Here is a 24877-nt window from a genome sequence, read left to right on the forward strand (position 1 = left end):
CTATTGTTGATTAACACCTACCCGTAGGCTCCAATCTATCTGATACTCCTGAATATAAGTATGTGCGTCTAAGATAGGGTCGTAACAAGGATAATAGCCCCCACTCTGATTTCCTGTAAGAACGACCGTATGCGATCCTTGTCCTACTATCACCTTACCGCCGCTATTTAAGAAATTCACCGTGTCAAACGAACTGTTAAGAATTGTATTAGACACACCGTGACTGGTTAACATATTGGAGATTATGGTACTGCTTGTAGCAACGCCTGTTACTACATATTGGCCGGACGGAGCGTAGGGGTCTAATTGTACCGTGCCACCGTTTGCTGCAAATTGTTGAAATAAAGAGCCAGCATTTAGATACTGTCCGGTTGCGTAATCGGCTGCGTATGCTACCGCACCGAATGCACAGAGCCCGTTGCTATCTGAAGGAATTGAGTAAATACCAATCTGATATGCCAATTGGCCATCCACCATGGTAAGAGTCCAAGGGTCTGATGGGCCGCCAGCAAAACCACCGGAACCTCCCGATCCTCCCGATCCAGCTGCTCCTGAATCTCCCGAAGGCAAACTAGTGTCAATGTTATAGTATACTCCGTCCTCCACATCACCGGAATCAACAGCCTCTAAAAACTCATCCCATGAGTCATAACCGTAATACCCGCCGTATCCACCTCTAAGCGAATTAAGCTCATCTAGAGAGAGAGGTTCCATTTCATTTTCTAAAGCAGCGAGGTCAAATTTTAATTTTTTCATACTTTGTTAGGTTAATTGGTTAATTGATTATAATTATGTTTGATTAATTATTGCTATCTAAGAAAGTTGACCATTGTCCTGAAGTTTTGATTTACCGATCATGGTAGTATGACCTTATTAGGCGGATTCGATAGAGCGCAGTAAAAATCTTGACTGATATTACTCCAGTAGACTCTTATTTTTGACGGGCTTGTAAGACATAGTTAGCGTTACTAGGTGATAATTAGAGTGTTATAATTTTTAGTAATACTATGTCTTTTTTTTGACATTTGCAAGTGTTTAGAGAAAATTAAAAAATTCGGCTACCTTAGAGCATCAATGGTTGCCAGTAAGTAAAATATGAGCTAACTTCATGCTATTTAATCCAGGAGTGCATCCAGTAATGTATCATTGCAACCTCCGGTGGTCGTGGTGGCATGACGCGTATTTCGTCATAATCGTACAGGAAAACGTCTTTTAGAGGTACCAGATTCTGACTTTTCCACTTATCACACGAATAGTATACTTCCCGCATCCTAAAAGGTCCTGAATACCAAGGTGTTTGTAAAGAGTCTCGAAATCCGTGAAGGTAAATATTAATAATATTTTCCAGCACTTTTGATAAGTAGTCTTCATGAGGAAGTGCAGAAAAGGCCTCCGACGCAATTGTTTTGTTCTTTTGGTCTTGCACTAGGTAGCCTTCGCAGTTAACTTCATTTAACTCTAAAAATTTTTTTCTGTTTATTAACTGAACGTCCCAATCTAGATAATGCCCCCCGTAAAAATGCACTATTGCGTATCTAGCAATATCCGCGGCTTCGGCATGATTTCTGGCTGTTAGGAGCGGCTTTAGTGCGGACAGATAGCTTTGTCCAATAAATCGTTGGATATCAACATCATTCCAATAAATAATTTTAAAGCCATCTTTTTGAAGGGTTTTCCATGAGTTTAAACATCTTTTGATTGCATTATCTGGCTTTTTGCCAACGATTTGGTGAATAATTCTAGGAACCATAACTCAATGTACATTTTTTTTATTTACTTTGACGGAAAAGCTTATTAACGTATGTCTCAACCACTTCGCACATTTGTTATCAATCTTAAAAGCCGCTCTGATAGAAGGCAGCATATTTTAAAGGAATTTGAAGGTCGTCCAGAATTTAATTTGGAGCTAGTTGAAGCGAAGGTGAGCGAACGGGGGGGGTTAGGATTATGGCTCACTTTTCAATCAATTTTAAAAAATCTTAGTACTCTGCAAGACGAGTGCATTCTAATCTGTGAGGACGATCACGTTTTTACAAGCAATTATTGTCGCGATTACTTATTCGACTGTATTGAAAATGCTAAGTTATACGGAATGGACGTTTTACTTGGCGGGGTAAGCTGGTTCTCTAGTTGCGTCAGGGCTAAAGACGATATTTATTGGGTAGAAAGTTTTTCAGGGACGCAATTTATGTTAATATTTAAGGGTTTTTATAATACCTTAGCCGAAGCAGACATGCCATGGGAAGGTGCTGCCGACTGGAAGATAGATTCGTTAACAAACAAAAAAGCCTTAATTTACCCTTTTATATCAAGCCAGAAGGAGTTTGGGTATTCAGATACGACGATTAGCAATAACATGCCTGGCAGGGTTAGTAAGTTTTTTGAGGAAACCCAGGCTCGGCTATCTATTTTAGGGCGTGTTGATGATCACTATAAAAAATTCAACAAGTCTGGACGAGCCGGGGAATTATTGCTTCACGATAAATTGTCGACCTATGTAATTAATCTTCCTGAACGTAGTGATAGGCGTGCACATATTGAAAGGGAATTCTCAACTCGACCAGAGTTTGATGTGGAGCTTGTCAAAGCCTACTCTCATCCGGTAGGTGCTTATGGCCTCTGGCTCAGTATAAGAAAAATAATAAAGATGGCCATCGAGCGAGAAGAATCGGTTATCTTGATTTGTGAAGACGACCATACTTTTACGGAAAATTACAGCAAGGAATTTCTCTTTTTAAATATAATAGAGGCTCATCAAAAAGGAGCATGCATTTTATCTGGCGGAACAGGGAAAGTGAATTATGTTGTGCCAATTTCGGAGAATATATTTTGGGTCGATCATTGTCTTTCAGCCCAGTTCTTAGTCATATATAGACGATTTTTCGACAGGATTTTGAATGAACCTTTTGACGAAAAGATAATTGCAGATATGGCGTACTCTCGACTTACAAGCAATAAAATGGTGCTTTATCCTTTTGTCTCCTTGCAGAAAGATTTTGGATATTCTGATGTAACAGAACTTCACAACAGCGAAAAAGGCATAGTAGACCGGATGTTTGCCAACACGCAAATGAGAATTCAAAAAATCCAACAAGCGTATTTACACATTAAAAATACGACTTAAAATGTTAAAACGTCGTGTTTCAACTTATTTCAAAGTCTTTGGTTTTGTAAGGGCCAGATATAATTGTGGTTGATAATAGAACATAAAAGCGGTTGTTAAAGTCGAGATGTTCGAATAAAATTGCACTTAGTTGTAGAAAAAGGTTTACAGACTTCGTTTTTTTGATTGCAGCGTGTCTAGTTATATGGATGTTTGTGCGTGTCTCGTTGTCTACGTCGTGCTTTCTAAGTTGATTTAAATTCGATGCTTTATAAGCTGAGTGTTTATTTAAAGACATTTTCACCTCCTCAAGATTAAATTTTTCGTTCAAGAAGCAGAGTGTTTCCGAGAGACCCTTTTTTAGCTCATCCCGTGCGCCAAAAATTGAGAATGCTAACGCATATTGTATTTCAGAGCCGAAATTAAAAAGGTTATTTCTATCAAATTCTTTTTTCACTGATTCAGAACATATCAATCTTGTTATTTCCGTTCGCCACCAAAGCAACAGGTTTGAATCAAGTAAGCCAGTGTTGCTCTTATATGGGACGTATTTCCCGAAGTAAATACTATTGTTTGGAAAATTCATGAAGAGTTTATCTGGTTGAATTTCAACGAAACGATCGTGATTGGGAAGCGCATTTAAAAATGTCCCCACACTGCTTCGAATATAAGCTAGAGCGTTATTTATCTCTTTTTTTTGCAACATGGTTAGTCTTACGTTTTCACCTTGGTCGGTAGAAAAGTGAATGTAATAATCCGCTCTGCTTAATTTTAATGCCTTGGTTAACGGGACGACACAATCCATTATTAATATATGCCAAAACTGTCTGCTGCAGTAAATTGAAACTAGAATTGAATTTTCGTAACCCATCATGTAAGAGTTGACGCTAGTGAGATTTTACCGAAGCCGTTTTGATTTACTTGAACCCTCGAATTGTTCAAATTTTCATCCATAATTACCCTGTTATACATTTGATGAAAGAAGAAGATAACCTCGTCCCTTAATTTCTTGCTTGAGACTTTATAGTACTTGGACTCGTCAACTACAGAAATGTAAGTGTCAAGATTTCTATTCGTAAGAGTCATTCTTGAATTTGGAGTAGCGACTTCGTAACGTCCATTCTCTAAATTCCATGTTCCTCTGGTCCACGTTGGCTCTAAGATGGAAAACTTGAACCTATCACGATCAATCGGGGCGGGTCTATTTGATGTTGACTCGTACGTCACGTTATTAACAATTGTCGCACTGAAAGATGTCCGATCCTGTAACAATAAAAAAACTTTTGATTGCCATGGAAGTTCATACCGAATAAAAATTGCATGTAAATCTTGGTGGCTAAACGTATTTTCTAGTCTTGTTTCGTCCGAATGCTTTAAGGCGCCTAAAAAACGCTGCTCTGTAATTACAGTCTTCGTTAAACCATATAGCTGTAAGCGGTTTGTGAGATCGTAATCCTCGAAGCCGTAATATATCATCCTCTCATCATAGCCATTTATTGCCATAAAATCGGATTTCTTTACGCATACTCGTCCAAGTACATCATTCTTTATTTTTGACTCTCCTGATTGAGTAGTTAAAAAAATGGAGCCATTTTTTTGAAAACGCTCGTTTATGTATTCGGCAAACCCAGCCCCTGTAAAGTTGTCTGCATCAATGTTACAAATCACCTCTCCTGTTGCCAATTTAAAGGCTGCATTCCTAGAATGTGGCATGCTGTATCTAGTCGGATCAGTTGTTCGGTAGTACTTCAATCGTCCGCGGGTTATATGATGTGAGAAGGTACTCGAAATGAGAGCTTCGAGCCCATCATTGGAATTATAATCTAAGACTACAAATTCTAGCGGTTCGTAGTCTTCATTGTGGAGAATATTTTGAAGTAAGGTCCTTTCAACATGTGAAGCTCTGTTCATACATGTAGTACAGAATGAGATTGCTAATTTTTTCATAATATCCCATCGTGCTTTTTTCGCCGACGTTTTTTAGTAATATTAAAATTATTTTTGGTAAGTTGCAAGTAAACCAAATAACAATGCTCTTTTCTACGTAAATAGCCCTCTTATGAAGTTTAAGCAATTTCCCGTTGATAGGCAACTTGATTTGATGGACTGCGGACCGGCATGTCTGAAGACGATTTCAAAATATTATGGAAGATTCTACTCGCTGCAACATTTAAGGGAAATTTGTGGAATGTCGCGGGAGGGAGTGTCGTTGCTAGACCTTAGTTACGCTGCCGAAAAAATTGGGTTTAGGACACTTAGTCTCAAGGTGTCAGTCGATGATCTAAGGGATAAAGTGCCTTTGCCAGGCATTATCCATTGGCAAAATAGTCATTTTGTCGTGGTGTATAAGATTCGGAAGGGAAGGGTGTATATTTCAGACCCAGCGCGAGGGCTTGTGGTTTGCAGTATAACTGACTTTGAGGAGCACTGGTATCAGCGAGAAGTTAAAAAAGGTGTAGTTCTAGCGCTAGAAACGAAAGCAGATTTTGTTGATCTAGATGAGCAGGAAAGAGTTAACCGGAAGAAGACACTTGGCGGGCTTATGAGATATTTCACGGTTTATCGGAGAAGCTTCATGAACCTTTTCATAGTAATGTTTATTGTGACGGTACTGCAATCGTTATTGCCATTTATTTCTAAATCTATTATAGATGTAGGGATACACAGGCAAGATATAGATTTCATTAATATCGTCTTGGTTGCCAATCTAGCAATTATTGTAAGTGTAACGGTGTCGAACATTGTCAGGGACTGGATTCTGATCCATATAACGTCAAGATTAAATGTAGCTCTCATCTCCGACTACTTAATAAAGCTGATGAAACTGCCTATCTCTTTCTTTGAGACGAAGATGACAGGGGATATTTTGCAGCGGGCAAATGATCATGAAAGAATTAGGACGTTCGTCATGAATAATTCCTTGAATATGGTGTTTTCCATACTCACATTTCTTGTATTTGGTGTGGTTTTGTTGATATATAACAAGTTGATATTTTATACATTTTTTATTGGCACTACTATATATGTTATCTGGGTCTTAGGCTTTATTCGGCTCAAGAGAAAGCTCGATTGGAATTACTTCGAACTTGTTTCAAAAAACCAAAGTTACTGGGTTGAGACGATAGAAGCGATGCAGGACATCAAAATTAATAATTTTGAAAAAGCAAGGCGCTGGAAATGGGAAAATATCCAGGCAAAGCTTTATCGCGTGAACCTTCGCAGTTTATCGGTTAACAACGCTCAAAATCTTGGTGCACAATTCATTGAAAGTGTAAAAAATTTACTCATTACTTTTTTTTGTGCTAAGGCTGTTATAGCCGGGCAAATCACTTTTGGTGTTATGATATCCACGCAATTTATTATCGGACTATTAGCAGGACCGATACAACAGTTTGTGCAGTTCATCATTTCAGCCCAATTTGCGCATTTAAGTTTCTTGAGGTTAAATGAAATCCATGAACTTGACGATGAAGATAGTGACACTGGACAGAATAACATTGACTTGCCTAAGAGCCAAGATATAGTGGTGAAAAATGTTTCTTTTCAATATTCTCACAATGCTCCAGCGATATTAAAAAATATCCATCTAAGAATCCCTGAAGGCAAAGTAACAGCCATTGTAGGAGATAGTGGGAGTGGCAAGACAACGCTTCTAAAACTGCTGTTACGCCTTTATCGTCCTTCGTATGGAGAGATATCGCTCGGTGAAATGAATATTAATAATATAAGTCTTCGTCAATGGCGAGACAACATTGGCGTAGTCCTGCAAGATGGGAAGATTTTTAATGACACTGTCTTAAATAACATAGTCCTAGACGCAGATAAGATAGATTATGATTTGCTGATGTCAGCGGTTCACACAGCAAACATTGCGGAGGAAATAGAGCGATTACCTTTAGGATATCAGACCATTTTGGGCGAACGGGGTCGTGGTCTTAGTGGAGGTCAAAAGCAAAGGGTATTGATTGCAAGAGCATTATATAAAAACCCGTCTTTGCTTTTTTTTGACGAAGCTACTAATGCATTGGACACGATAAATGAGCAGAAAATAATCGAATCTTTAGAAAATGTCTTTGCGGGAAAAACTGTAATCGTTGTCGCTCATCGTTTGAGTACGATTAAAAATGCCGACCAAATCGTCGTCATGCGCGACGGGCGTGTTGTTGAAGTGGGTAAGCATTCAGATCTGATTAAACTTAACGGTCGATATGCAAAGTTAGTCAGCTCGCAGATAGACTTAATTCCGACGATTAACGAAAACTTAGCCGCTGAGATTGATGATTCTGCAAGTACAGATCTTCCAACTCTTATTGTAAAATAAGCTCGATTTATGGAGAAGGACTTACAATATATAGACCGTACAGAAGAAGTGCAGGAAATCATTGAGAGGATGCCTACAAGGATGAGCAGTATCATCACACTTTTTATTTTTGGTTTAACGGTTTTATTAATTACCCTTGCTTGGTTCGTAAAATACCCAGATACAGTAACGGGCAGTATTGTCATCAATTCTGCTCAGCCGCCAATTAGGCTTGTTTGCAGCTCCCCTGGAAGGTTAAAACTGATAAAGGAAGAAAACCTTTCCCTGGTAAAAGAGGGTGAATATATTGCGATGATTGAGAACGCTGCTAACCTTAAAGACCTGCTCAAATTAGAACGCTGTTTAAAGGCAATCGACCTATCTATGGGCAGTCTATCAGATGCGAATATGCCAAAGGAGCTGTCACTTGGGGAGTTAAATATACCCTACTACAAGTTTTTGAATGTGCTAACACAGTTCCAAAATTATTATACTGAAAATAGTTACGATAAGCAAATAGACGCGCTAAATAAAATGATTGTACAGTATCAGGAGATGCTAGATATTTCAACTGCACAGACTGCTATAAGCACCAAAAATCTGGCCTTCGTCAAAAAGTCATTTAAGCGCGACTCAATACTTTTTTCTAAGAGAGTGCTGTCGGAATCAGAAAGCGATAAATCACACATTAGTATGCTATCGGCAAGTGATGCCCACCAAGCCATTTTGAAACAAACGATGAGCACAGTTAACAGTTTGAAACAAGCTCAACATGAACTGAAGCAAATAAATATTCAAAAAAATGAGAAACGGAAGCAAATAGAACTTGATGTCGCTACCTCTTTCGTGGATTTGCTAGACCAGGTGAAAAACTGGGAACAAAAATATGTTTTTAAGGCTCCAGTCAATGGTAAGATACAGTATTCTAAATTCTGGAATAATGGGCAGTTCGTTCAGGCTGGAGAAGTCGTCGTCTCCATAGTACCTAATGATCATTCCATCGTGGGTGAGATGACCTTGCCGTCCACGGGGGCCGGCAAGGTTACTATTGGTCAGAAGGTGATAATTAAACTCCAGGATTATCCTTATTTTGAATATGGCAGTGTAGAGGGAAAGGTAAGTTCTATTGCCCTTGTTTCAAACAAAATAAACACAAAGGAAGGTGAGGTTGAAACTTATTTAATTAGCATTTCATTGCCAAAAAAATTGAAAACAAATTACGGATCCAACCTTGCTTTTAAGTCAGAAATAAAAGGAACTGGAGACATTATAACGAAGGAGAGGCGGTTGTTAGAGCGCTTTTTTGATAATTTGCGGTACAAGAGCAGAGAGTAGGTTATGGTAGTTGTGATGTTAAAAGGTGGCTTAGGGAACCAGATGTTCCAATATGCATTTGGTAGGTTTATATCGGAAAGGTATGCCACACCTCTGTTTCTCAACACGAAAATTTATGATGAGGGAAGGTCAAATCGCGGCTTTGATTTAGATGTTTTTAGACTCAGCAAATGTACCGCAGGTCATGAGTCATTTATACAACGACCCGTAATCGAAACCAACATACTTTTTATTAACGAGCGATATTTTCATTTTGATCCTTCACACGTTGAATACCTAGACACGATATGGGATATTAAGACAAAATTGATCGTCTTAACGGGATATTGGCAATCTTATAAATACTTTGCACCCATAGAAAACAACATACGCTTTGATTTCACTTTAACCGCTAGTCCGGCAGACAGGTGGTTGAGACTTCTGCATCTTATAAAAGATTCGGAATCTATAATGATAAATGTTCGAAGGACAGATTATTTGCTTAAATTGGAGTACCATGGCGTCGTATCAACTGAGTACTTAACTCAGGCAATTGCAATTATTAAACAAAAGATTAGACAGCCTAAGTACTTTATCTTCTCGGATGATATTCCTTGGTGTAGAAAGTATTTGGGGCATATTAAAGAGGCTATTTTTGTAGACGAGACCTATTACGATGTGAAATATCAATTATATTTTCAATTGATGACGAACTGTAAACATTTTATTTTATCTAACAGTTCATTCTGCTGGTGGGCCGCCTGGCTTGGTGCTACATCAAATAGCATAGTCATCTATCCTAAGAAATGGTTTGCAGTACCGCATTTAGACATAAAAGATCTCACTCCATTGTCTTGGACCGGGCTGTAGTGAGTACAATTGAATTTTAAGATGAATAAGTATTTTACAGTCGATGGTTTCAGAAGAACTTCAATAGAAGCAGACGATAGAATCGTTGAGAGGATAAGGATATCGTGGACAGAGTTTACTAAGGAAATTGTTCCATATCCAAATACAAGCGCTGGTAATGGCGTCGTGATCTGCGCTGGTGGTGCGCGTTATTATATTTGCGCCTGGGTGTTGATTAACGTTTTACGTGTTAAGGGGTGCACGTTACCAATTGAAATTTGGTACGTTGAGAATGAATTGTCAGACTTCATGGTTGCTGAGATATCGAAGTTTGGTGTTGACTGTAGAATAGTCTCGGGGGGGTCGGCTAACGTTAGGGGGTTTCAAATAAAGCCTTACGCAATTTTGAATAGTAAGTTTGAAAACGTCCTATATCTGGATTCTGATGTAATTCCCGTCGTCGACCCTTCATATTTGTTCGATAACTCAGAGTTCTTAAACAGAGGGTGCATATTTTGGCCAGATTTCTGGAAAACTCCCTCTGACAATCCTATATGGAAAATACTAAATCTTAATTTCACACTTTCTCCCGAGCAGGAAAGTGGGCAAATGCTAATTAATAAAAGAGAATGTTGGAAGCAATTGAACCTAGCGATGTACTTTAATCTTCAGCATAGAATATACTACCAACTTCTTTATGGAGATAAAGATACTTTTCGTTTCGCATGGCTTGCTCTAGGAATGTCATTCTATATGGTTCCATACGATCCTTCACTTTGTGGATTTACAGATAGTGATGGTCGCTTTTGCGGAAGTACAATGGTTCAGTACGACCTGGATGGGAGAATGCTCTTTCTGCATAGAAATCTTTTGAAGTGGGATGTTACTTGGCCGAACGAGCGCGTTTGGATGCAAATAAAGAAATTTAAAACCGGTACATCTATCAAGGAGTATTATTTGAAACAGTCTGGTAAAGGCCGTCGTAATATGGACTTAGGCGGAGAAGTTGAAACTATTGAATACATCGAGGGATTGTCAGCTCTTGAGATTGAATGTTTGAATATTTTAAAAGCGTTTCGGCAAACACCACTTTACGCACATATTTTGCACCGTAACTATTTAGAAAATAACCGTAGTGACTTCAGCATGGTTGACTTAGAATAGGCTTCTAAGGGATCAGCGATGATTACTCAAATAGAATGTATTAATATAGGCGTCAAAACCGTAGGCTTTTTCGTAAGCCGAGAGAAGTATGGAGTTTATTTTACAATTAAATGGGGGCAACTCAAGGTAAATGCTAGAGCGATAGCCTATCCGTGTATCAGCATTTGTTGGTTTATTTAGGTTCGGCTGAAAATTGTACCTTCTGTCAGCTTGATGCTCGGTTACGACGACATGTTTGTAGTTCGAAAATTTCCTAACTATTTTGATTATGTTATCGTTGTCTAAATGTTGAAAAACTTGACGAACTAAAAGCAAATCCCCTGCGAGAACATCTTCTTGTGTTATGTCTTTGCAAATAAACCTAATGTTATCTGTTGAATGCCTGTCGTTATTTAACGTGACAAGTTCATCTACTACATCATACCCAGTATAGCGGTATGCATAATGTTCGTTTCGTAATATATTCAAGACATTACGGGAGACGTTAAAATCACCGCATCCGATTTCTATAATATCTACTACATCCTCCTTCATTATAAAGTCAGCTAAAACATTCGCATAGTGGTACGCATTTTTTCCATAGGATCCGGGGCCGGAGAAAAATTCGCCTTTGTTCCCTCCCCAAAGATTTCTCCTATAAATCTCACTAAATATTTCTGAGTTTCGATTCGTCATTAATTTGCTTGACCAAACTTAGTTTTTATAGTATGTGGTCTTCTATAGTATGTGGTCGTCATTATGGGAGTACTTTATAATATTATTTGAACTTTAGAGCGTAGAAACTTTCTGCTGTTACCGCGCCTGTTTGCGCCATTTTATTAAAGTCGTCAAGCGAGTTACACAAGAAAAAGATATATCCACTGCCTTTGCCATTTTTGTGAATTGTGTTCATTAGGCAGAACTTATAGTCACTACCGAAGGAGTTGTTTTTTAGATTTATGAAAGTCCTTGAACCCCAATCGGCGCCGAATTCTGTTTTTGCAGCTTGTGGCGGAAACATTGCACTTTTCATATGAGGGTCCACAGCTCCGCCGCCAACATTCATAGCTATGGTTACAGCCTTAATTTTGGCTGAGTTGTCATCGTCCATCGGCCCCAAGTTCTCCTTGCGTTTGCCACTTTCGCCTTTATAGGCCTCTTCTAATGTATAGCCCATTGGCGCTACAGCGTATCTTATTTCAATAGGGGTATCTTTAAAGGTGATAGCATATTCATAATGCATTTGGCGATTTTTAACGACCGAAACGGGAATGGCGTTCTTTGGTACGTTGAAGTCCATGCCAGCCAGGGTCAACACATTTCGAAACGTGTCTGGCAAAACTGGTTTGATTTGGGCAGGCTGAGCAATTGCCGTACTTATTGCGAGGATCAGAAGACATAAGAGGGAGAATTTTTTCATGTTTTTGAGTTTTAAATCTAATATAGCGAATTAAGTTGACTAATTCACACTTATTTTCGGAAAGTGGATTTAACTTTGCATCTTTGTTGCATTATCATTATTTATTCATGAGAAAACTTCTTTTTGTGTTTGCACTACTCAGCGCAGCAGTTTCAGTAGTTGCGCAGGATAACCCGCTTTGGCTGCGCTATCCTGCAATTTCGCCCGATGGCAGCCAGATTGTATTTGGTTATAAAGGCGATATCTACCTGGTGAGCAGTGGTGGTGGACAAGCCGTGCCGCTGACCTTGAACGAGGCGCACGACATGATGCCCGTTTGGAGTCGCGATGGGAAGACCCTGGCTTTTGCGAGCAACCGCTATGGCAACTTTGATGTTTATACGGTGCCTGTTACGGGTGGAAGTCCCCAACGTTTGACATTCCACAGCAGTAACGACTACCCCTACGATTTTACCGCCGATGGCAGGAGCGTCGTGTTTGGCAGTTCCCGCAACGGCAACGCCGAAAGCGCACGCTTTCATAGTCCGCGCGTATTCCAAAACCTGTATTCTGTTAAGCTAGGGGGCGGTCGCCCGGTGCTGATCAGCGCCGCCGGTATGGAGTATGCACGGTTTAACCGCGATGGCAGTAAGCTTGTCTTTGAAGATAAAAAAGGATTTGAAGATGCCTGGCGGAAGCATCATACCTCATCGGTAACCCGCGATATCTGGATCATGGATGTCAAGGCGAATACCTATAAGCAGGTGTCGACCTTTGAGGGGGAAGACCGTAACCCGGTTTTTAGTGCCGACGACAGCATGATCTATTTTTTAAGTGAAAAGAACGGTAACCAGAATATATACAGTACACCGGCATCGGGGGGCGCAAGTTACACTCAGCTCACTCAGTTTAAAGATAACCCGGTAAGGCACCTGACCCGCGCTTCAGATAATACGCTCTGTTTCTCACAAAACGGCGAGATCTATCTTTTGAAAAACGGTCAGACAGCGAAAGTCCAGATCAGGATCTTGAACGACGGTCGCGATAATCTGGTTAAAACGATGCCTGTTAACGGCGACATTACCGAGTTTGCCTTGAGCCCCAATGGAAAAGAGATTGCTTTTGTAACCCGGGGCGAGGTGTTTGTGACGAGCGTAGAGAACGGTCAGACCAAGCAAATCACTAAAACACCGCAACAGGAGCGCATGGTAACCTGGGCGCCCGATGGAAAGGCTATTATTTACTCGACCGAGCGAAATAAAAGCTGGGACGTTTACCGCAGTGTGATCGTGCAGAAAGACGAGCCTTATTTCTATGCGGCTACAGTAATCCGCGACGAACCGCTTATTGAGGGCATAGCGGAACAGTATCAGCCGGAGATTTCACCCGATGGTAAGGAGATTGCCTATGTGGAGAACAGAAATGTGCTGCGGGTATTCAATATCAAATCAAAGAGCAGTCGCACACTGCTTCCTGCAGGGCATAATTATTCGTATAGTGACGGCGACTGGAGTTTCCAGTGGAGCCCGGATGGCAAGTATATTCTGACCGACGATGAGAACGGCTATATGTCGAGAAGTAATATTGCGATAATTAAGGCCGACGGATCGGGTGAAAGGTTATATCCGGTCAACAGCGGATTTGGTGAGGCTATGGGTAAGTGGGCGCTGAATGGCAAGATGATGACCTGGGCAAGCAGTCGCTACGGGCGGAAGTCGCTCGCCATACAGGGCAACCGCGAGATGGATATATTTGGCGTATTCTTTGATCAGGCGGCTTACGATCAGGCCAACATGACTAAGGCAGATTATGATCTTTTTAAAGAACGTCAGCAAAGGGAGCGCATAGCGCCGAAGGATAGTCTCCCGGCCAAGTCGAAAACCAAAAAGACGGATACCGCGAAAAAAGATTTTGTGCCCGACTTCAACAACCTGGAGAATCGCCGGGTTAAGCTTACCATAAACAGCAGTTCGCTTGGTGGCTATGTACTGAACGCAGATGCAAGCAAACTTTATTATTTGTCGGCCTTTGAGAGCGGTTACGACCTCTGGGTTACGGATACGCGAAGCAGGGAGACAAAGATTCTGGCCAAACTATCGGGCTCGCCCAGCGGAATTGAGATGAGTAAGGATGGCAAGAGCTTGTTTGTGGCCAACAGAGGCAAGCTGGTGAAGGTGGAGAGTGAGAGTGGCCGGGTAACGCCAATTGGCATTAACGGCGATATGGCGCTGGACGCTGCTGCTGAGCGAAGCTATATTTTTGAACATGCATGGCGGCAAACTAAGGCTAAGTTTTACGATCCTAAACTCCACGGGGTTGATTGGGATATGTATTACACCACATACGCCAGGTTTTTACCGCACATCAGCAATAACTTCGACTTCCAGGAGTTTTTGAGTGAGCTGCTGGGTGAACTGAACGCTTCACACACCGGTGGTCGTTTCTCGCCGGCTATCCCGAACGCCGATGAGACTGCTGCATTGGGACTGCTTTACGACGAGACCTCAAGCAGCGATGGTTTGAAGATTACAGAGGTTATTGCGGGTGGGCCGCTTGCCACCAATACGAGCAAGGTGAAAGCGGGGCATGTTCTTGAGGCTATAGACCAGACTACTTTATCAACTGATCTGGACTGGGCCAAATTGCTGAACAATAAAAAGGGTCAGAATATACTGTTAAGCTTTTACGATCCGGCCAGCAAGCAGCGTTGGACGGAACGCATCAGACCAATCGGTATTGCCGATGAAAACAGCCTGATGTATAAGCGCTGGGTAGCCCGGATGGAGAAAATGGTGGACAAGCTAAGCGGTGGTAAGGTGGGTTATGTGCATGTAGAAGGAATGAACGATGCCAGTTTCAGGGAAGTTTTTGATGTGGTAATGGGTAAAAATATGGAGAAAGAGGCGCTGATTGTCGACACCCGCTTTAACGGCGGAGGCTGGCTGCACGATGATCTCAATACGTTCTTGTCGGGCAAAAAATACCTGGAGTTTGCGCCGCAGGGCAACAGGCTTAAAGGCGGCGAACCTAATGTGCGCTGGACCAAGCCGAGCTGTGTGGTGATGAACGAGGCGAATTACAGTGATGCATTCATTTTCCCTTATATATACAAGCAGAATGGTATCGGCAAACTGATCGGGATGCCGGTAGCGGGTACTGGTACAGCCGTTTGGTGGGAGCGCCAGATTGATCCGACGCTTATTTTCGGAATCCCGATGATCGGTACCATCGGCAAGGAAGGCCGAACTACGGAAAACCTGCAGGTTGAGCCCGATATCCGCGTGCCGGTAAGCTACGAAGATTATCTTCGCGGAAAGGATACACAGATTGAGGTTGCTGTAAAAGAAATGCTGAACGCTGCTTCCCGATAGGGGAGGCAGCGTTTATACGAAGCCGGCGAGCGACTTGTCGATGATCGCCAGTGCTTCGTCGATCTGTTCGGTACTGATCACCAGTGGCGGGGCCAGCCTGATCTTGTTGCCATGGGTAGGTTTGGCCAGAAGGCCGTTCGCTGCAAAATCGAGGCATATATTCCAGGCCAGGTCTGAGTGCTCATCACTATCGATAACAATAGCGTTGAGCAGGCCCTTGCCGCGGATCTGTCTGATAAGTCGATTTCGCCCGGCTATTTCCTGAAGTCCGGCACGGAACCGGTTTCCAAGTATCTCTGCATTTTCAGCCAGCTTTTCATCTAATACGACATGCAGCGCTTCTTTAGCCACTGCGCATGCAAGGGGATTGCCGCCATACGTAGAGCCATGCTCGCCTGGCTTAATGGTCAGCATCACTTCATCATCAGCCAGAACGGCCGAAACAGGTAATACACCGCCCGAAATAGCTTTTCCGAGGATGAGTACGTCAGGCCTGGGGGTATCGCTGCTGTGAATATCGTATGATGCCAGCATATTGCCCGTCCGTGCAATGCCGGTTTGTATCTCGTCGGCTACGTACAGCACGTTGTATTTTCTGCACAGATCGTGCACAGTCTTCAGGTAGTCTGGCTCAGGTACCACAACGCCGGCCTCGCCCTGTATGGGTTCTACAATGAAGGCGGCTATATTTTTATCGGACTTAAGTAATAATTCTAATGCCCCCGCATCGTTATAAGGCACATGGACAATCCCTTCTACAAATGGGCCAAAATCTTTTCGTGCATCCGGATCGCTGGATGCCGAAACGACGCTGATGGTACGCCCGTGAAAGTTATCTTTTGCAAAAACAATTTTGGCCTGGTTTGCCGCTATGCCTTTTACAAGGTAGGCCCATTTGCGGCATAACTTCATGGCGCTCTCTACGGCTTCTACTCCTGAATTCATAATGAGCACCTTCTCGTAGCCAAAAAGTTTGCTCATGTATTGCTCCAGATCGCCCAGTTTATCGTTGTAAAAGGCGCGGGACGTTAATGTTAGCCGCTGCGCCTGCGTGGTAAGCGCTGCAATAATACGCGGATGGCAATGCCCCTGGTTTACCGCGGAATAAGCCGACAGGAAATCAAAATATCTTTTTCCGTCTACATCCCACAGAAATGGTCCGCTGCCACGCTCGAGCACCACCGGTAAGGGGTGATAATTATGTGCGCCGTATTGTTCTTCGAGGTGGATGAACTTTTCACTTTTCGGGGACTGCAGACTGGTGTTCATAAGCAATAGTTTTTAGCAAACTTAACATTTTATCAGCTACAGCACCAAGTTGCCCGTGGTATTACTGTATCAACTGCGTTTTTTCCAGGGGCCTGTTATCGCTAAAGTGAGCCCCGGATTCTGGATGTTAATAAAGAACGTGTTCCCGTTTGGCGAAAACACCGGTCCTGCAAATTCAGAATTGCGGTAGCCTATATTTTTTGCGATAACATAGGTCTTGCCTTCTGGCGTAATACCGATTACCCGCGCATCTTTTTTGTCTTCACAGATAATGACGTCGCCCCAAGGCGCAATGGTTAAGTTATCACAATTCTCGAAGGTCTCAATGTTATCGGATTCAATAAAAAGCTCGAGCCTGCCCGGGCTATTTTTCTCTTCCGGCTTACCTTCAAATTTGCTTGGAACGTATTTGAAGATTTGTCCGTGCTTATTGTGCCCTCCGTCTGTACATGCGAAGAATAATTCGCCGTTACCATACCAAATACCCTCTCCACGTGAAAATCTGGCCGCACCCATTTTAAATCCGCGTAACCTGAGGTCTCCATCGGGCGCCTCAACGTCGTCCAGATCGATCCATTCCACCTCAAAGGATTTTTTTTGCGGAAATTTATCGGTGGTAAGCGATTTATAATTGCGTGTGTCGGCACTTTTCCATTCTTTGATGGACAAGCACTGTAATTTTCCGCCGTTGTGCAGTTTGCCATAAGCGTTGGGGAGGTAGCGATAGAACAAACTATCTCCTTCATCTTCTGTCTGGTATACGATTCCAGTGCCCGGCTGAACAGTTACTGCTTCATGCGTAAAGCGACCCATCGCTTTGATAGGTTCAGGGCTTGTAATTCCGATCCGGTCGGTAGCCGGAACCTCAAAATTGAAGCCGTGCTCCTTTTCAAGGCCAAGTCCCTCATTTTTTGGGGTTAAACTGCTCTCTTCGCAGGTAATCCAGGATTTCCAGGGCGTAATGCCTCCAGCACAGTTTCTAACCGTACCCACAAGACTCAGGTACTGACTTTCTACGGTCTGCGTTTTTTCGTTGTAAATTAATGTAGTGGTTCCGCCAACACAAGTTTTATCGCCGCCTGCGAAGTCATATATTTTGTTTTTATCAATTTTATTGATGAGTTCATTGTCCTTTCCGAACGGTCCGAGTATATCAGCGCCCGGACTGTTTTCGTGGTTTCTGATCAGAATGGTTTTGCCGTTGGAATGAGAAAAAGATCCCATACCGTCGTACATGCCTGGCATGAGCAATCCATCGTTCATGAGGTCTCCTTTGCGCGAGATAACTTTGGCGGTGAAACCCTTAGGAAGACTTAGAATGTCGCCCTCCCGATGAAAAAGCGGGCCAAAGCCTGCGCCCGGATCGGCGTCTAAAAGATACATTGCTGCCTTAGCCGCATAATTGTTTAATCCTGTAAAACCGAGGCTGACCAGGGCAGTATTTTTTAAAAAGCTTCTTCTTGAACTCATAACTGTTTGTAAATATTCTTTGCAAAGTTAATTGAAGTGTATTAAGTTAATGTTAAAATGGACTTCCGCTTCCAGGTCCTGTCAGGATGGTTCATGATGCATATCTAAAAAATAATACAGATACTCGTATATCAGATGTAACCAATATAAACAGCATTCAAATGAAATTTCTTTTTTTACTATTATCTTTTTTTTCCAGTGTTAGTGTTTTCGGACAAAAGCTTGGTGTTTATGATCTAAGGGTGGAACATTTAGAAAACCCTTTGTCGGTAGACGCAGCCAAACCGAGACTCGGATGGAAGATTTCGTCGTCCCTGAAAAATACCTTGCAGACCGGCTATGAAATCCGGGTTGGAACTGACGAAAAAGGAATCAGGTCGGGTAAGCAGCTGGTCTGGAATGCTTCGGTAAAGTCAGATCAGTCGGTGTTGGTGCCTTATGGAGGCGCGCCCCTGAAGTCGAAACAGCGTTATTACTGGCAGGTTCGCGTAAAGGATAATCACGGTAATACCTCGCCATGGAGCAGTGTGCAGTATTGGCAAACGGGTTTGCAGGCGGGCGACTGGACCGCAAAGTGGATAGCTGTGGCGGAAAAGGATACTTCCTCGAGAAGTCCGCTTATGAGAAAAGCATTCGATCTGAAGAAGCGTGTGAAGTCGGCCACCGTGTATGTGACGGCCAAGGGGCTTTATGAAGCATACATCAATGGTCGGAGGGTGGGCGACAGTTACCTTACGCCTGGTTGGACGAGTTATAGGAACCATTTGCAATATCAGGTTTATGACGTAACCGGATTGTTGCAGTCGGGCGCCAACGCCATCGGCGTTACCCTGGGCGATGGCTGGTACAAAGGCCGGATCGGCTTTAACCATCAACGTCGCTTTTATGGAGATACCAGAGCACTGCTTATGCAGCTCGAGGTAGCGTATACCGACGGAACGAAAGAGGTTGTAAATACAGATGAAAGCTGGCTTTCGTCTTATGGTCCGATTGTGGCTTCTGATGTTTACGATGGCGAGGTTTACGACGCGCGGCAGGAGAAGACAGGCTGGAGAACGGTCTCTTACACTGCAGATGCAAGTTGGAAACCCGTTCGGATTATAGAAAAGGGTACTGAGCAACTGGTCGGGATGAGTGGGCCGACCGTGAAAAAGCATGAGGTTTTTAAAGCGTTAAAGGTTTTTAAAACCCCTGCGGGAGAAACGGTGGCCGATTTTGGTCAGAACCTGGTGGGTTGGGTAGTTTTAAAAGCAAAAGGTCCCGCCGGTACCAAGATTACCCTAAGTCATGCCGAGGTGCTGGACAAGGCTGGGAATTTTTACACCACCAACCTGCGCTCGGCCAAAGCGCAGAACACGTATATTTTGAAAGGTGATGCTGAGCAATCGTTCGAACCGCATTTTACATTCCAGGGCTTCAGGTATGTGAAGATAGAAGGTTACCCCGGTGAGGTATCACCGGAGCAACTCGCCGCTGTTGCCGTGTACTCGGCAATGGAAACCACCGGTAAGTTAAGCACTTCAAATGCACTGCTTAACCAGTTGCAGCATAATATCCAGTGGGGGCAGAAGGGGAACTTTGTGGATGTTCCTACCGATTGTCCGCAGAGAGACGAGCGTCTGGGCTGGACCGGCGATGCGCAGGCTTTCGCTAATACAGCCGCTTATAACATGGATGTAGCGGGGTTTTTTACCAAATGGTTGAAGGATGTAAAAGCCGATCAGCACAAAAATGGTAATGTTCCTTTTGTAATACCTGATGTGTTGACGCCCAATGACGCCGGGGCCGCAGGGTGGGCTGATGCTAGTACAATTATTCCGTGGTCGATGTATCAGGCTTATGGCGATAAAGGTATTTTGGAAGCGCAGTTTGACAGTATGAAGGCTTGGGTCGACTTTATGACGTCCCGGTCGAAGGACAACCTCTGGAATACCGGATTTCACTTTGGCGACTGGCTTTTCTACCGCCCCGACGATGATAATGACGGTCGCGCTGCGGTGACAGACAAGTATATGATTGCACAATGTTTTTACGCAAACTCTGTTCAGATTCTTATTAACGCGGCAAAGGTGTTAGGTAAGCCGGATATAGAGGGCAAGTATGAGGATCTGCTTAAAAACATTAAAACGGCCTACGTACAAGAGTATATGACCCCGGGTGGGAGATTGATTTCGTCTACCCAGACAGCTTATGTGCTCGCGCTGCAGTTTGATATGTTGCCCGAGTCGTTGCGTGCGCAGGCGGCCGACCGCCTGGTGCAGAATGTGCGGAGTTATGGCAACCACCTGACCACGGGCTTTTTGGGTACACCTTATCTATGCCATGTGCTGTCGCGTTTCGGACATACGAATGTTGCCTACGACCTGTTGATGCAGGAAAGTTATCCTTCCTGGTTGTATCCGGTAAAGATGGGCGCAACAACCATTTGGGAGCGCTGGGATGGTATAAAGCCCGACGGCAGTTTCCAGACACCTAATATGAATTCCTATAACCATTATGCCTATGGTGCGATAGGCGACTGGATGTATAGAAATATGGCGGGCATCAATCAAAGTAGTCCGGGTTACAAGGGAATTGTGATTCAGCCTGTGCCGGGAGGCAAGCTAAGCAGTGTTTCGGCGGAGCTCAGCACGCCTTACGGCTCTGTGGCTTCTGCCTGGAAAATTGAGGATGGCCTGTTTAAACTTAGGGTGCAGGTGCCAGCCAATACGAAGGCAACGGTTATTTTACCGGCACCAATCCTGAAATCGGGAGCTGAAACCGGCACCACGACGACCGTAGGATCAGGTGTTTATGAGTTTGAGTGCAGACTGGATAAATAATTTTAAATAAAGTCTACCGATTTACTAGATTATTTATATATTTGTCGCATAGTCATGTGGCCGAGAGGTTAGGCAGAGGTCTCATAACCTCTAATGGCGGTTCGAGTCCGTCCATGACGACAAGGCAAATAACATAGATTGCCTATCCCGGACATCCGTCGTAAGACTTGTCCAAACTCGTTTATATTTGGTTTGAAAAGGGCTGTATCTGGAGTGATCAGCCCTTTTTCTTTTGGTATATTTGCTTAAGAATATATGACTATGATTGAGTTTGCTTTGGGTGTTTATAAGCGGTTGATGCTGACGGTCGCGCTAGTATTTGCTTTTGCATGCAGTATTTATGCTCAGCAAACATTGATAAGGCTTAAAACGACAAAAGGTGATATTGTACTGATGTTGTATGATAAGACGCCGCGCCATCGCGATATGTTTTTGCGAGAGATCAGCAAGGGGACATATCGCAGCGCAGCATTTAATCGGGTAATCAAAGATTTTGTGAGCCAAGCAGGCGAGTTGGACGATAGTATTTTGAATCGCGAGCAGAAGCATCCTGAGCTCGGCCGCAAAAGATTACCCGCAGAATTCGTCGATTCGTATATTCATAAAGCGGGTGCTTTGGGTGCGGGTCGCGACGACAATCCGGAGAAATCTTCCTATTTTAATCAGATCTACCTGGTGGCAGGGAAAAAGTTTACGGATCTGCAACTGGACGAGCTGGAGAAGAAGACAGGCAGGCAGCTGTCAGCTGCTGCCAGGGAAATATATAAAACGAGGGGCGGCACGCCTCACCTTGATGGAGGGTATACGGTGTTTGGAGAAGTTGTTGAGGGTATGGAAGTGGCCAGCCTGATCAATGGTGTAGAAACCGATACCAGCGATGTTCCTTTAGAACCGGTGATATTTGAGGCGAGGGTTCTGTCAAAGGCCGAGGCCAATCGGTTGAAAAGGCGTCTGGCTGCTCCAATAACGCACAGATAGGTATTCCCGATTAATTCGTATATTTGCCCCCTCGTAAAATTTAAAATATAATTCCGATGTTGAATATTGTTCTATTTGGTCCTCCGGGTGCAGGCAAAGGCACTCAGTCTGAAAAATTAATCGACAAGTACCAATTGGTTCACATCTCGACCGGTGATTTGTTCAGGGCGCATATAAAAAATCAAACTGCGTTGGGGCAGCGCGTTAGTGCCTTAATTGCCGAAGGTCAGCTGGTACCCGATGAAATCACTATCGCTATGCTGGAGGAAGAAGTAGATAAGAATCCGGGGGCTAAGGGCTTCATTTTTGACGGCTTTCCGCGCACTGTGCCACAGGCAAAGGCATTAGATGATTTTCTTGTAAGTAAAGGTACTGAGATCGCGGGGGTTATTGCCCTTGATGTTGATCAGGCTGAGTTGACTAAGCGCATTGCACAGCGCCAGTTGGAAACCGGCAGGGTAGACGATCAGGCCGACAAGCTTCAAAAGCGGATAGAGGAGTATTTTGATAAGACGGTTCACGTATTGCCCTACTATGAATCGCAAGCCAAACTGGCTAAAGTGAACGGCATCGGCCAGATTGAGGATATTTTCTCGGCGCTTTGTACGGTAGTTGACCAATACTAATCGACAGACTACATGTCGCAAGGTTCAAATTTTGTAGATTATGTGAAGATCTGCTGCCGTTCTGGTAAGGGCGGCGCTGGTTCCGCGCATTTGCATCGTGATGTACGGACGGCCAAAGGCGGTCCGGACGGTGGGGATGGCGGCCGGGGCGGCCATATTATTTTGCGCGGAAACGCACAATTCTGGACTTTACTGCATCTCAAATATCGTAAACATATTATAGCCGAAGACGGCCAACCCGGGTCGGGCGCAACATCTACCGGTAAATCTGGTAAGGATGAGATTCTGGATGTTCCGCTCGGGACAATCGCTAAAGATGCAGAGACCGGTAACGTCTTGTTTGAAATCACACAAGATGGTGAGACACGCATCCTAACGCCGGGCGGCCGTGGTGGTCTGGGTAACTGGCACTTCAAGACTTCTACAATGCAAACACCGCGCTTTGCGCAGCCTGGTGAACCGGGACGGGAAGAATGGATGATTCTTGAGTTGAAGGTGCTAGCAGATGTCGGACTGGTAGGTTTTCCAAACGCGGGTAAGTCTACTTTACTTTCCGTGGTATCGGCCGCGAAGCCTGAGGTCGCTGACTATCCGTTCACGACCATTGTGCCAAACCTTGGCATTGTTTCTTACCGTGATGGCAAATCTTTTGTAATGGCCGATATCCCCGGAATCATTGAAGGTGCGTCTAAGGGAAAAGGCCTTGGCTTCCGGTTTTTACGGCATATAGAACGTAATTCAGTGTTGCTTTTTATGGTTCCGGCAGATACTCAGCGTACGATTGCACAGGAATACTCCATATTGAAGTCGGAGCTTAACGATTATAATCCCGAACTCATGCAAAAGCCGCATTTGCTGGCTATTACTAAATCGGATCTGCTTGACGAAGAGCTTACGACGGAGATGACAAAGGAACTTCCTTCCGGTATTCCGTATGTTTTCATCTCTTCAGTAGCACAAAAAGGCATTCAGGAGCTGAAAGACAAACTCTGGTCGGCTATTGATGCCGGTTAAGAAAAGCTTCTTTTTTCATTGACCGGGCTGCAATCCAGGCGCTGAGAATCATAAGGACGGCTCCGGCAAGGAAAGGTGCGCCGGCGAACTTAACGGGTGCCTGGGGCCTGGTGAACCATGCGAAGAGGTAGGTCATCATTAAGGGACCAATGATAGAAGTCGCACTCATAAGACTTGTCAGCGCTCCCTGAAGTTCCCCTTGCTCGTTCTGAGGAACGTTCCCGGACATCACGGCCTGAAGTGCCGGGCCTGCTATGCCACCAAGGCTGTAGGGCACCAGAAAGGCAAACATCATCCAGCTTTTTGTTGCAAAGGCAAATAGCAGAAGCCCAAGCGCATAACATCCGAGGCCAATGTAAATGCTTCGCTCATTCCCAAGTTTCGGATTGATGACACGGATTAGTCCGCCCTGGACACCGGCAATAAGTAAGCCCACGGTCGTAAGCGAGATACCGATGGTAAAAGTGCTCCAGTTAAATTTTTCAATGTTGATGAAAGTCCAGGTGCTCTGCACGGCGTGACCCGCAATATATACGAATACCAGGGCTACGATAAGTCCCCCGAGGCCCTTGTACCGCGTCAAACGGAGAAGTGAGCCTAGTGGGTTTGCCCGCTTCCAGTCGAACGCCCGCCTGTGATCTTTGTCGAGCGACTCAGGGAGAACGAAAAATCCATATACCACATTGATGAGCGTAAGTATGGCTGCGGCAATAAAGGGCACTCTTGGACCAAACTCGCCAAGCAAGCCTCCAAGGGCAGGGCCTATCACAAAACCAAGTCCGAAAGCCGCGCCGATCATGCCGAAGTTTTGGGCGCGGTTTTCATTTGTGCTGATATCAGCAATGTATGCCGTGGCTGTAGTGAAGCTTGCGCCGAAAATACCAGCGATAACACGGCCAACAAAAAGCCACCATATGGTAGGCGCAAAGGCTAGGAAAATGTAGTCGATCCCAAAGCCGAAGAGAGAAAGGAGCAGCACCGGGCGGCGACCATACCTGTCGCTAAGATTACCAATGATCGGTGCGCACACAAACTGCATAATGGCATAGGCGAATGTTAGCCATCCGCTCCATTTTGAAGCATCGCTGATGGTTCCGTCGATCAGGTGTTCAATGAGAAGCGGAAACACGGGAATGATAATTCCGATGCCGATGACATCCAGGAGAAGTGTGATAAAGATGAAACTTAATGCTGCCTTACGTGAACCTGCCATGGAAAA

19 protein-coding genes and 1 tRNA gene are annotated in these 24877 nt (G+C 43.9%); 11 read left to right on the plus strand and 9 right to left on the minus strand.

Translation table 11 applies throughout. The features are described 5' to 3' along the window. Together J3P40_RS15930 and J3P40_RS15935 are read right to left on the minus strand one after the other, a co-directional pair. On the minus strand, positions 1–714 hold the full coding sequence (locus J3P40_RS15930) for a hypothetical protein (protein ID WP_256007253.1): 714 nt from the start codon (positions 712–714) through the stop codon (positions 1–3). Positions 715–1111: 397 nt separating this feature from the next. Continuing rightward, positions 1112–1750, minus strand: coding sequence for a glycosyltransferase (locus J3P40_RS15935; RefSeq protein ID WP_256007254.1), 639 nt, complete (start codon positions 1748–1750; stop codon positions 1112–1114). A gap of 51 nt (positions 1751–1801) precedes the next feature. Here J3P40_RS15935 and J3P40_RS15940 point away from each other — a divergent pair, with 51 nt between their 5' ends. After that, positions 1802–3124, plus strand: coding sequence for a glycosyltransferase family 25 protein (locus J3P40_RS15940; protein ID WP_256007255.1), 1323 nt, complete (start codon positions 1802–1804; stop codon positions 3122–3124). Between the two features lie 19 nt (positions 3125–3143). Here J3P40_RS15940 and J3P40_RS15945 read toward each other — a convergent pair whose 3' ends face one another. Together J3P40_RS15945 and J3P40_RS15950 are read right to left on the minus strand one after the other, a co-directional pair. Continuing rightward, positions 3144–3977: a hypothetical protein gene (locus J3P40_RS15945; RefSeq protein ID WP_256007256.1), complete on the minus strand. Its 834-nt coding sequence runs from the start codon at positions 3975–3977 to the stop codon at positions 3144–3146. Then, complete coding sequence (locus J3P40_RS15950; protein ID WP_256007258.1) at positions 3974–5050, minus strand: glycosyltransferase family 2 protein; 1077 nt, start codon at positions 5048–5050, stop codon at positions 3974–3976. Before J3P40_RS15950 ends, J3P40_RS15945 begins: the two co-directional genes overlap by 4 nt. A gap of 112 nt (positions 5051–5162) precedes the next feature. Between J3P40_RS15950 and J3P40_RS15955 the strand changes: the two genes are divergently transcribed. From J3P40_RS15955 to J3P40_RS15970, 4 genes are read left to right on the plus strand one after another with little or no spacing between them, the layout of a single operon-like run. Then, positions 5163–7424, plus strand: coding sequence for a peptidase domain-containing ABC transporter (locus tag J3P40_RS15955; protein ID WP_256007259.1), 2262 nt, complete (start codon positions 5163–5165; stop codon positions 7422–7424). 9 nt (positions 7425–7433) lie between these two features. After that, a complete protein-coding gene (locus J3P40_RS15960; protein ID WP_256007260.1) occupies positions 7434–8738 on the plus strand; it encodes an HlyD family secretion protein in 1305 nt (434 codons plus the stop codon). 15 nt (positions 8739–8753) lie between these two features. Beyond that, positions 8754–9587 (plus strand): alpha-1,2-fucosyltransferase, encoded by an 834-nt coding sequence (locus J3P40_RS15965; protein WP_256007516.1) that lies wholly within the window; start codon positions 8754–8756, stop codon positions 9585–9587. A gap of 21 nt (positions 9588–9608) precedes the next feature. Next, positions 9609–10730, plus strand: coding sequence for an alpha-mannosyltransferase (locus tag J3P40_RS15970; protein WP_256007261.1), 1122 nt, complete (start codon positions 9609–9611; stop codon positions 10728–10730). 12 nt (positions 10731–10742) lie between these two features. On the opposite strand, the gene J3P40_RS15975 is transcribed toward J3P40_RS15970, so the two are convergent. Further along, positions 10743–11405, minus strand: coding sequence for a class I SAM-dependent methyltransferase (locus tag J3P40_RS15975; protein WP_256007262.1), 663 nt, complete (start codon positions 11403–11405; stop codon positions 10743–10745). Between the two features lie 82 nt (positions 11406–11487). Next, positions 11488–12129 carry a hypothetical protein gene (locus tag J3P40_RS15980; protein WP_256007263.1) on the minus strand — a complete coding sequence of 214 codons (642 nt, stop codon included), beginning with the start codon at positions 12127–12129 and terminating at the stop codon, positions 11488–11490. A gap of 107 nt (positions 12130–12236) precedes the next feature. On the opposite strand from J3P40_RS15980, the gene J3P40_RS15985 reads away from it, so the two are divergent. Then, positions 12237–15479, plus strand: a complete 3243-nt coding sequence (locus J3P40_RS15985) for a S41 family peptidase (RefSeq protein WP_256007264.1) — start codon at positions 12237–12239, stop codon at positions 15477–15479. Between the two features lie 12 nt (positions 15480–15491). Here the strand turns inward: J3P40_RS15985 and rocD are convergent, their stop codons facing one another. Beyond that, entirely contained in the window at positions 15492–16748 is a 1257-nt protein-coding gene (gene rocD, locus J3P40_RS15990; RefSeq protein WP_256007265.1) for an ornithine--oxo-acid transaminase, read from the minus strand. 69 nt (positions 16749–16817) lie between these two features. After that, positions 16818–18218, minus strand: a complete 1401-nt coding sequence (locus J3P40_RS15995; protein ID WP_256007266.1) for an alkaline phosphatase PhoX — start codon at positions 18216–18218, stop codon at positions 16818–16820. 161 nt (positions 18219–18379) lie between these two features. On the opposite strand from J3P40_RS15995, the gene J3P40_RS16000 reads away from it, so the two are divergent. The 5 genes from J3P40_RS16000 (at position 18380) to obgE (ending at position 23658) form a co-directional block, all read left to right on the plus strand. Beyond that, complete coding sequence (locus J3P40_RS16000; RefSeq protein ID WP_256007267.1) at positions 18380–21040, plus strand: family 78 glycoside hydrolase catalytic domain; 2661 nt, start codon at positions 18380–18382, stop codon at positions 21038–21040. A 50-nt stretch (positions 21041–21090) separates the two neighbouring features. After that, positions 21091–21160: transfer RNA gene (locus J3P40_RS16005), tRNA-OTHER, on the plus strand. A 141-nt stretch (positions 21161–21301) separates the two neighbouring features. Continuing rightward, a complete protein-coding gene (locus J3P40_RS16010) occupies positions 21302–22018 on the plus strand; it encodes a peptidylprolyl isomerase (protein WP_256007268.1) in 717 nt (238 codons plus the stop codon). A gap of 56 nt (positions 22019–22074) precedes the next feature. Then, positions 22075–22644, plus strand: coding sequence for an adenylate kinase (locus tag J3P40_RS16015; protein ID WP_256007269.1), 570 nt, complete (start codon positions 22075–22077; stop codon positions 22642–22644). Positions 22645–22656: 12 nt separating this feature from the next. Beyond that, on the plus strand, positions 22657–23658 hold the full coding sequence (gene obgE / locus J3P40_RS16020; RefSeq protein WP_256007270.1) for a GTPase ObgE: 1002 nt from the start codon (positions 22657–22659) through the stop codon (positions 23656–23658). Here the strand turns inward: obgE and J3P40_RS16025 are convergent. After that, positions 23642–24871: a TCR/Tet family MFS transporter gene (locus tag J3P40_RS16025; RefSeq protein WP_256007271.1), complete on the minus strand. Its 1230-nt coding sequence runs from the start codon at positions 24869–24871 to the stop codon at positions 23642–23644. The two genes, obgE and J3P40_RS16025, sit on opposite strands and share 17 nt — an antisense overlap. Positions 24872–24877: the final 6 nt, after the last annotated feature.

This window comes from Pedobacter deserti (assembly GCF_024436415.1).
Taxonomy (GTDB): Bacteria; Bacteroidota; Bacteroidia; order Sphingobacteriales; family Sphingobacteriaceae; genus Pedobacter; species Pedobacter faecalis.

What these genes read in the sequence shown, in the direction of transcription:
- J3P40_RS16025 (WP_256007271.1), bottom strand. Translation starts at nt 24,871, where the DNA reads ATGGCAGGTTCACGTAAGGCAGCATTAAGTTTCATCTTTATCACACTT.
- J3P40_RS16015 (WP_256007269.1), top strand. Translation starts at nt 22,075, where the DNA reads ATGTTGAATATTGTTCTATTTGGTCCTCCGGGTGCAGGCAAAGGCACT.
- J3P40_RS15995 (WP_256007266.1), bottom strand. Translation starts at nt 18,218, where the DNA reads ATGAGTTCAAGAAGAAGCTTTTTAAAAAATACTGCCCTGGTCAGCCTC.
- J3P40_RS15955 (WP_256007259.1), top strand. Translation starts at nt 5,163, where the DNA reads ATGAAGTTTAAGCAATTTCCCGTTGATAGGCAACTTGATTTGATGGAC.
- J3P40_RS15950 (WP_256007258.1), bottom strand. Translation starts at nt 5,050, where the DNA reads ATGAAAAAATTAGCAATCTCATTCTGTACTACATGTATGAACAGAGCT.
- J3P40_RS15945 (WP_256007256.1), bottom strand. Translation starts at nt 3,977, where the DNA reads ATGATGGGTTACGAAAATTCAATTCTAGTTTCAATTTACTGCAGCAGA.
- J3P40_RS15985 (WP_256007264.1), top strand. Translation starts at nt 12,237, where the DNA reads ATGAGAAAACTTCTTTTTGTGTTTGCACTACTCAGCGCAGCAGTTTCA.
- J3P40_RS15975 (WP_256007262.1), bottom strand. Translation starts at nt 11,405, where the DNA reads ATGACGAATCGAAACTCAGAAATATTTAGTGAGATTTATAGGAGAAAT.
- J3P40_RS15980 (WP_256007263.1), bottom strand. Translation starts at nt 12,129, where the DNA reads ATGAAAAAATTCTCCCTCTTATGTCTTCTGATCCTCGCAATAAGTACG.
- J3P40_RS16010 (WP_256007268.1), top strand. Translation starts at nt 21,302, where the DNA reads ATGATTGAGTTTGCTTTGGGTGTTTATAAGCGGTTGATGCTGACGGTC.
- J3P40_RS15930 (WP_256007253.1), bottom strand. Translation starts at nt 714, where the DNA reads ATGGAACCTCTCTCTCTAGATGAGCTTAATTCGCTTAGAGGTGGATAC.
- J3P40_RS15940 (WP_256007255.1), top strand. Translation starts at nt 1,802, where the DNA reads ATGTCTCAACCACTTCGCACATTTGTTATCAATCTTAAAAGCCGCTCT.
- J3P40_RS16000 (WP_256007267.1), top strand. Translation starts at nt 18,380, where the DNA reads ATGAAATTTCTTTTTTTACTATTATCTTTTTTTTCCAGTGTTAGTGTT.
- J3P40_RS15970 (WP_256007261.1), top strand. Translation starts at nt 9,609, where the DNA reads ATGAATAAGTATTTTACAGTCGATGGTTTCAGAAGAACTTCAATAGAA.
- J3P40_RS15965 (WP_256007516.1), top strand. Translation starts at nt 8,754, where the DNA reads ATGTTAAAAGGTGGCTTAGGGAACCAGATGTTCCAATATGCATTTGGT.
- obgE (WP_256007270.1), top strand. Translation starts at nt 22,657, where the DNA reads ATGTCGCAAGGTTCAAATTTTGTAGATTATGTGAAGATCTGCTGCCGT.
- J3P40_RS15960 (WP_256007260.1), top strand. Translation starts at nt 7,434, where the DNA reads ATGGAGAAGGACTTACAATATATAGACCGTACAGAAGAAGTGCAGGAA.
- J3P40_RS15935 (WP_256007254.1), bottom strand. Translation starts at nt 1,750, where the DNA reads ATGGTTCCTAGAATTATTCACCAAATCGTTGGCAAAAAGCCAGATAAT.
- rocD (WP_256007265.1), bottom strand. Translation starts at nt 16,748, where the DNA reads ATGAACACCAGTCTGCAGTCCCCGAAAAGTGAAAAGTTCATCCACCTC.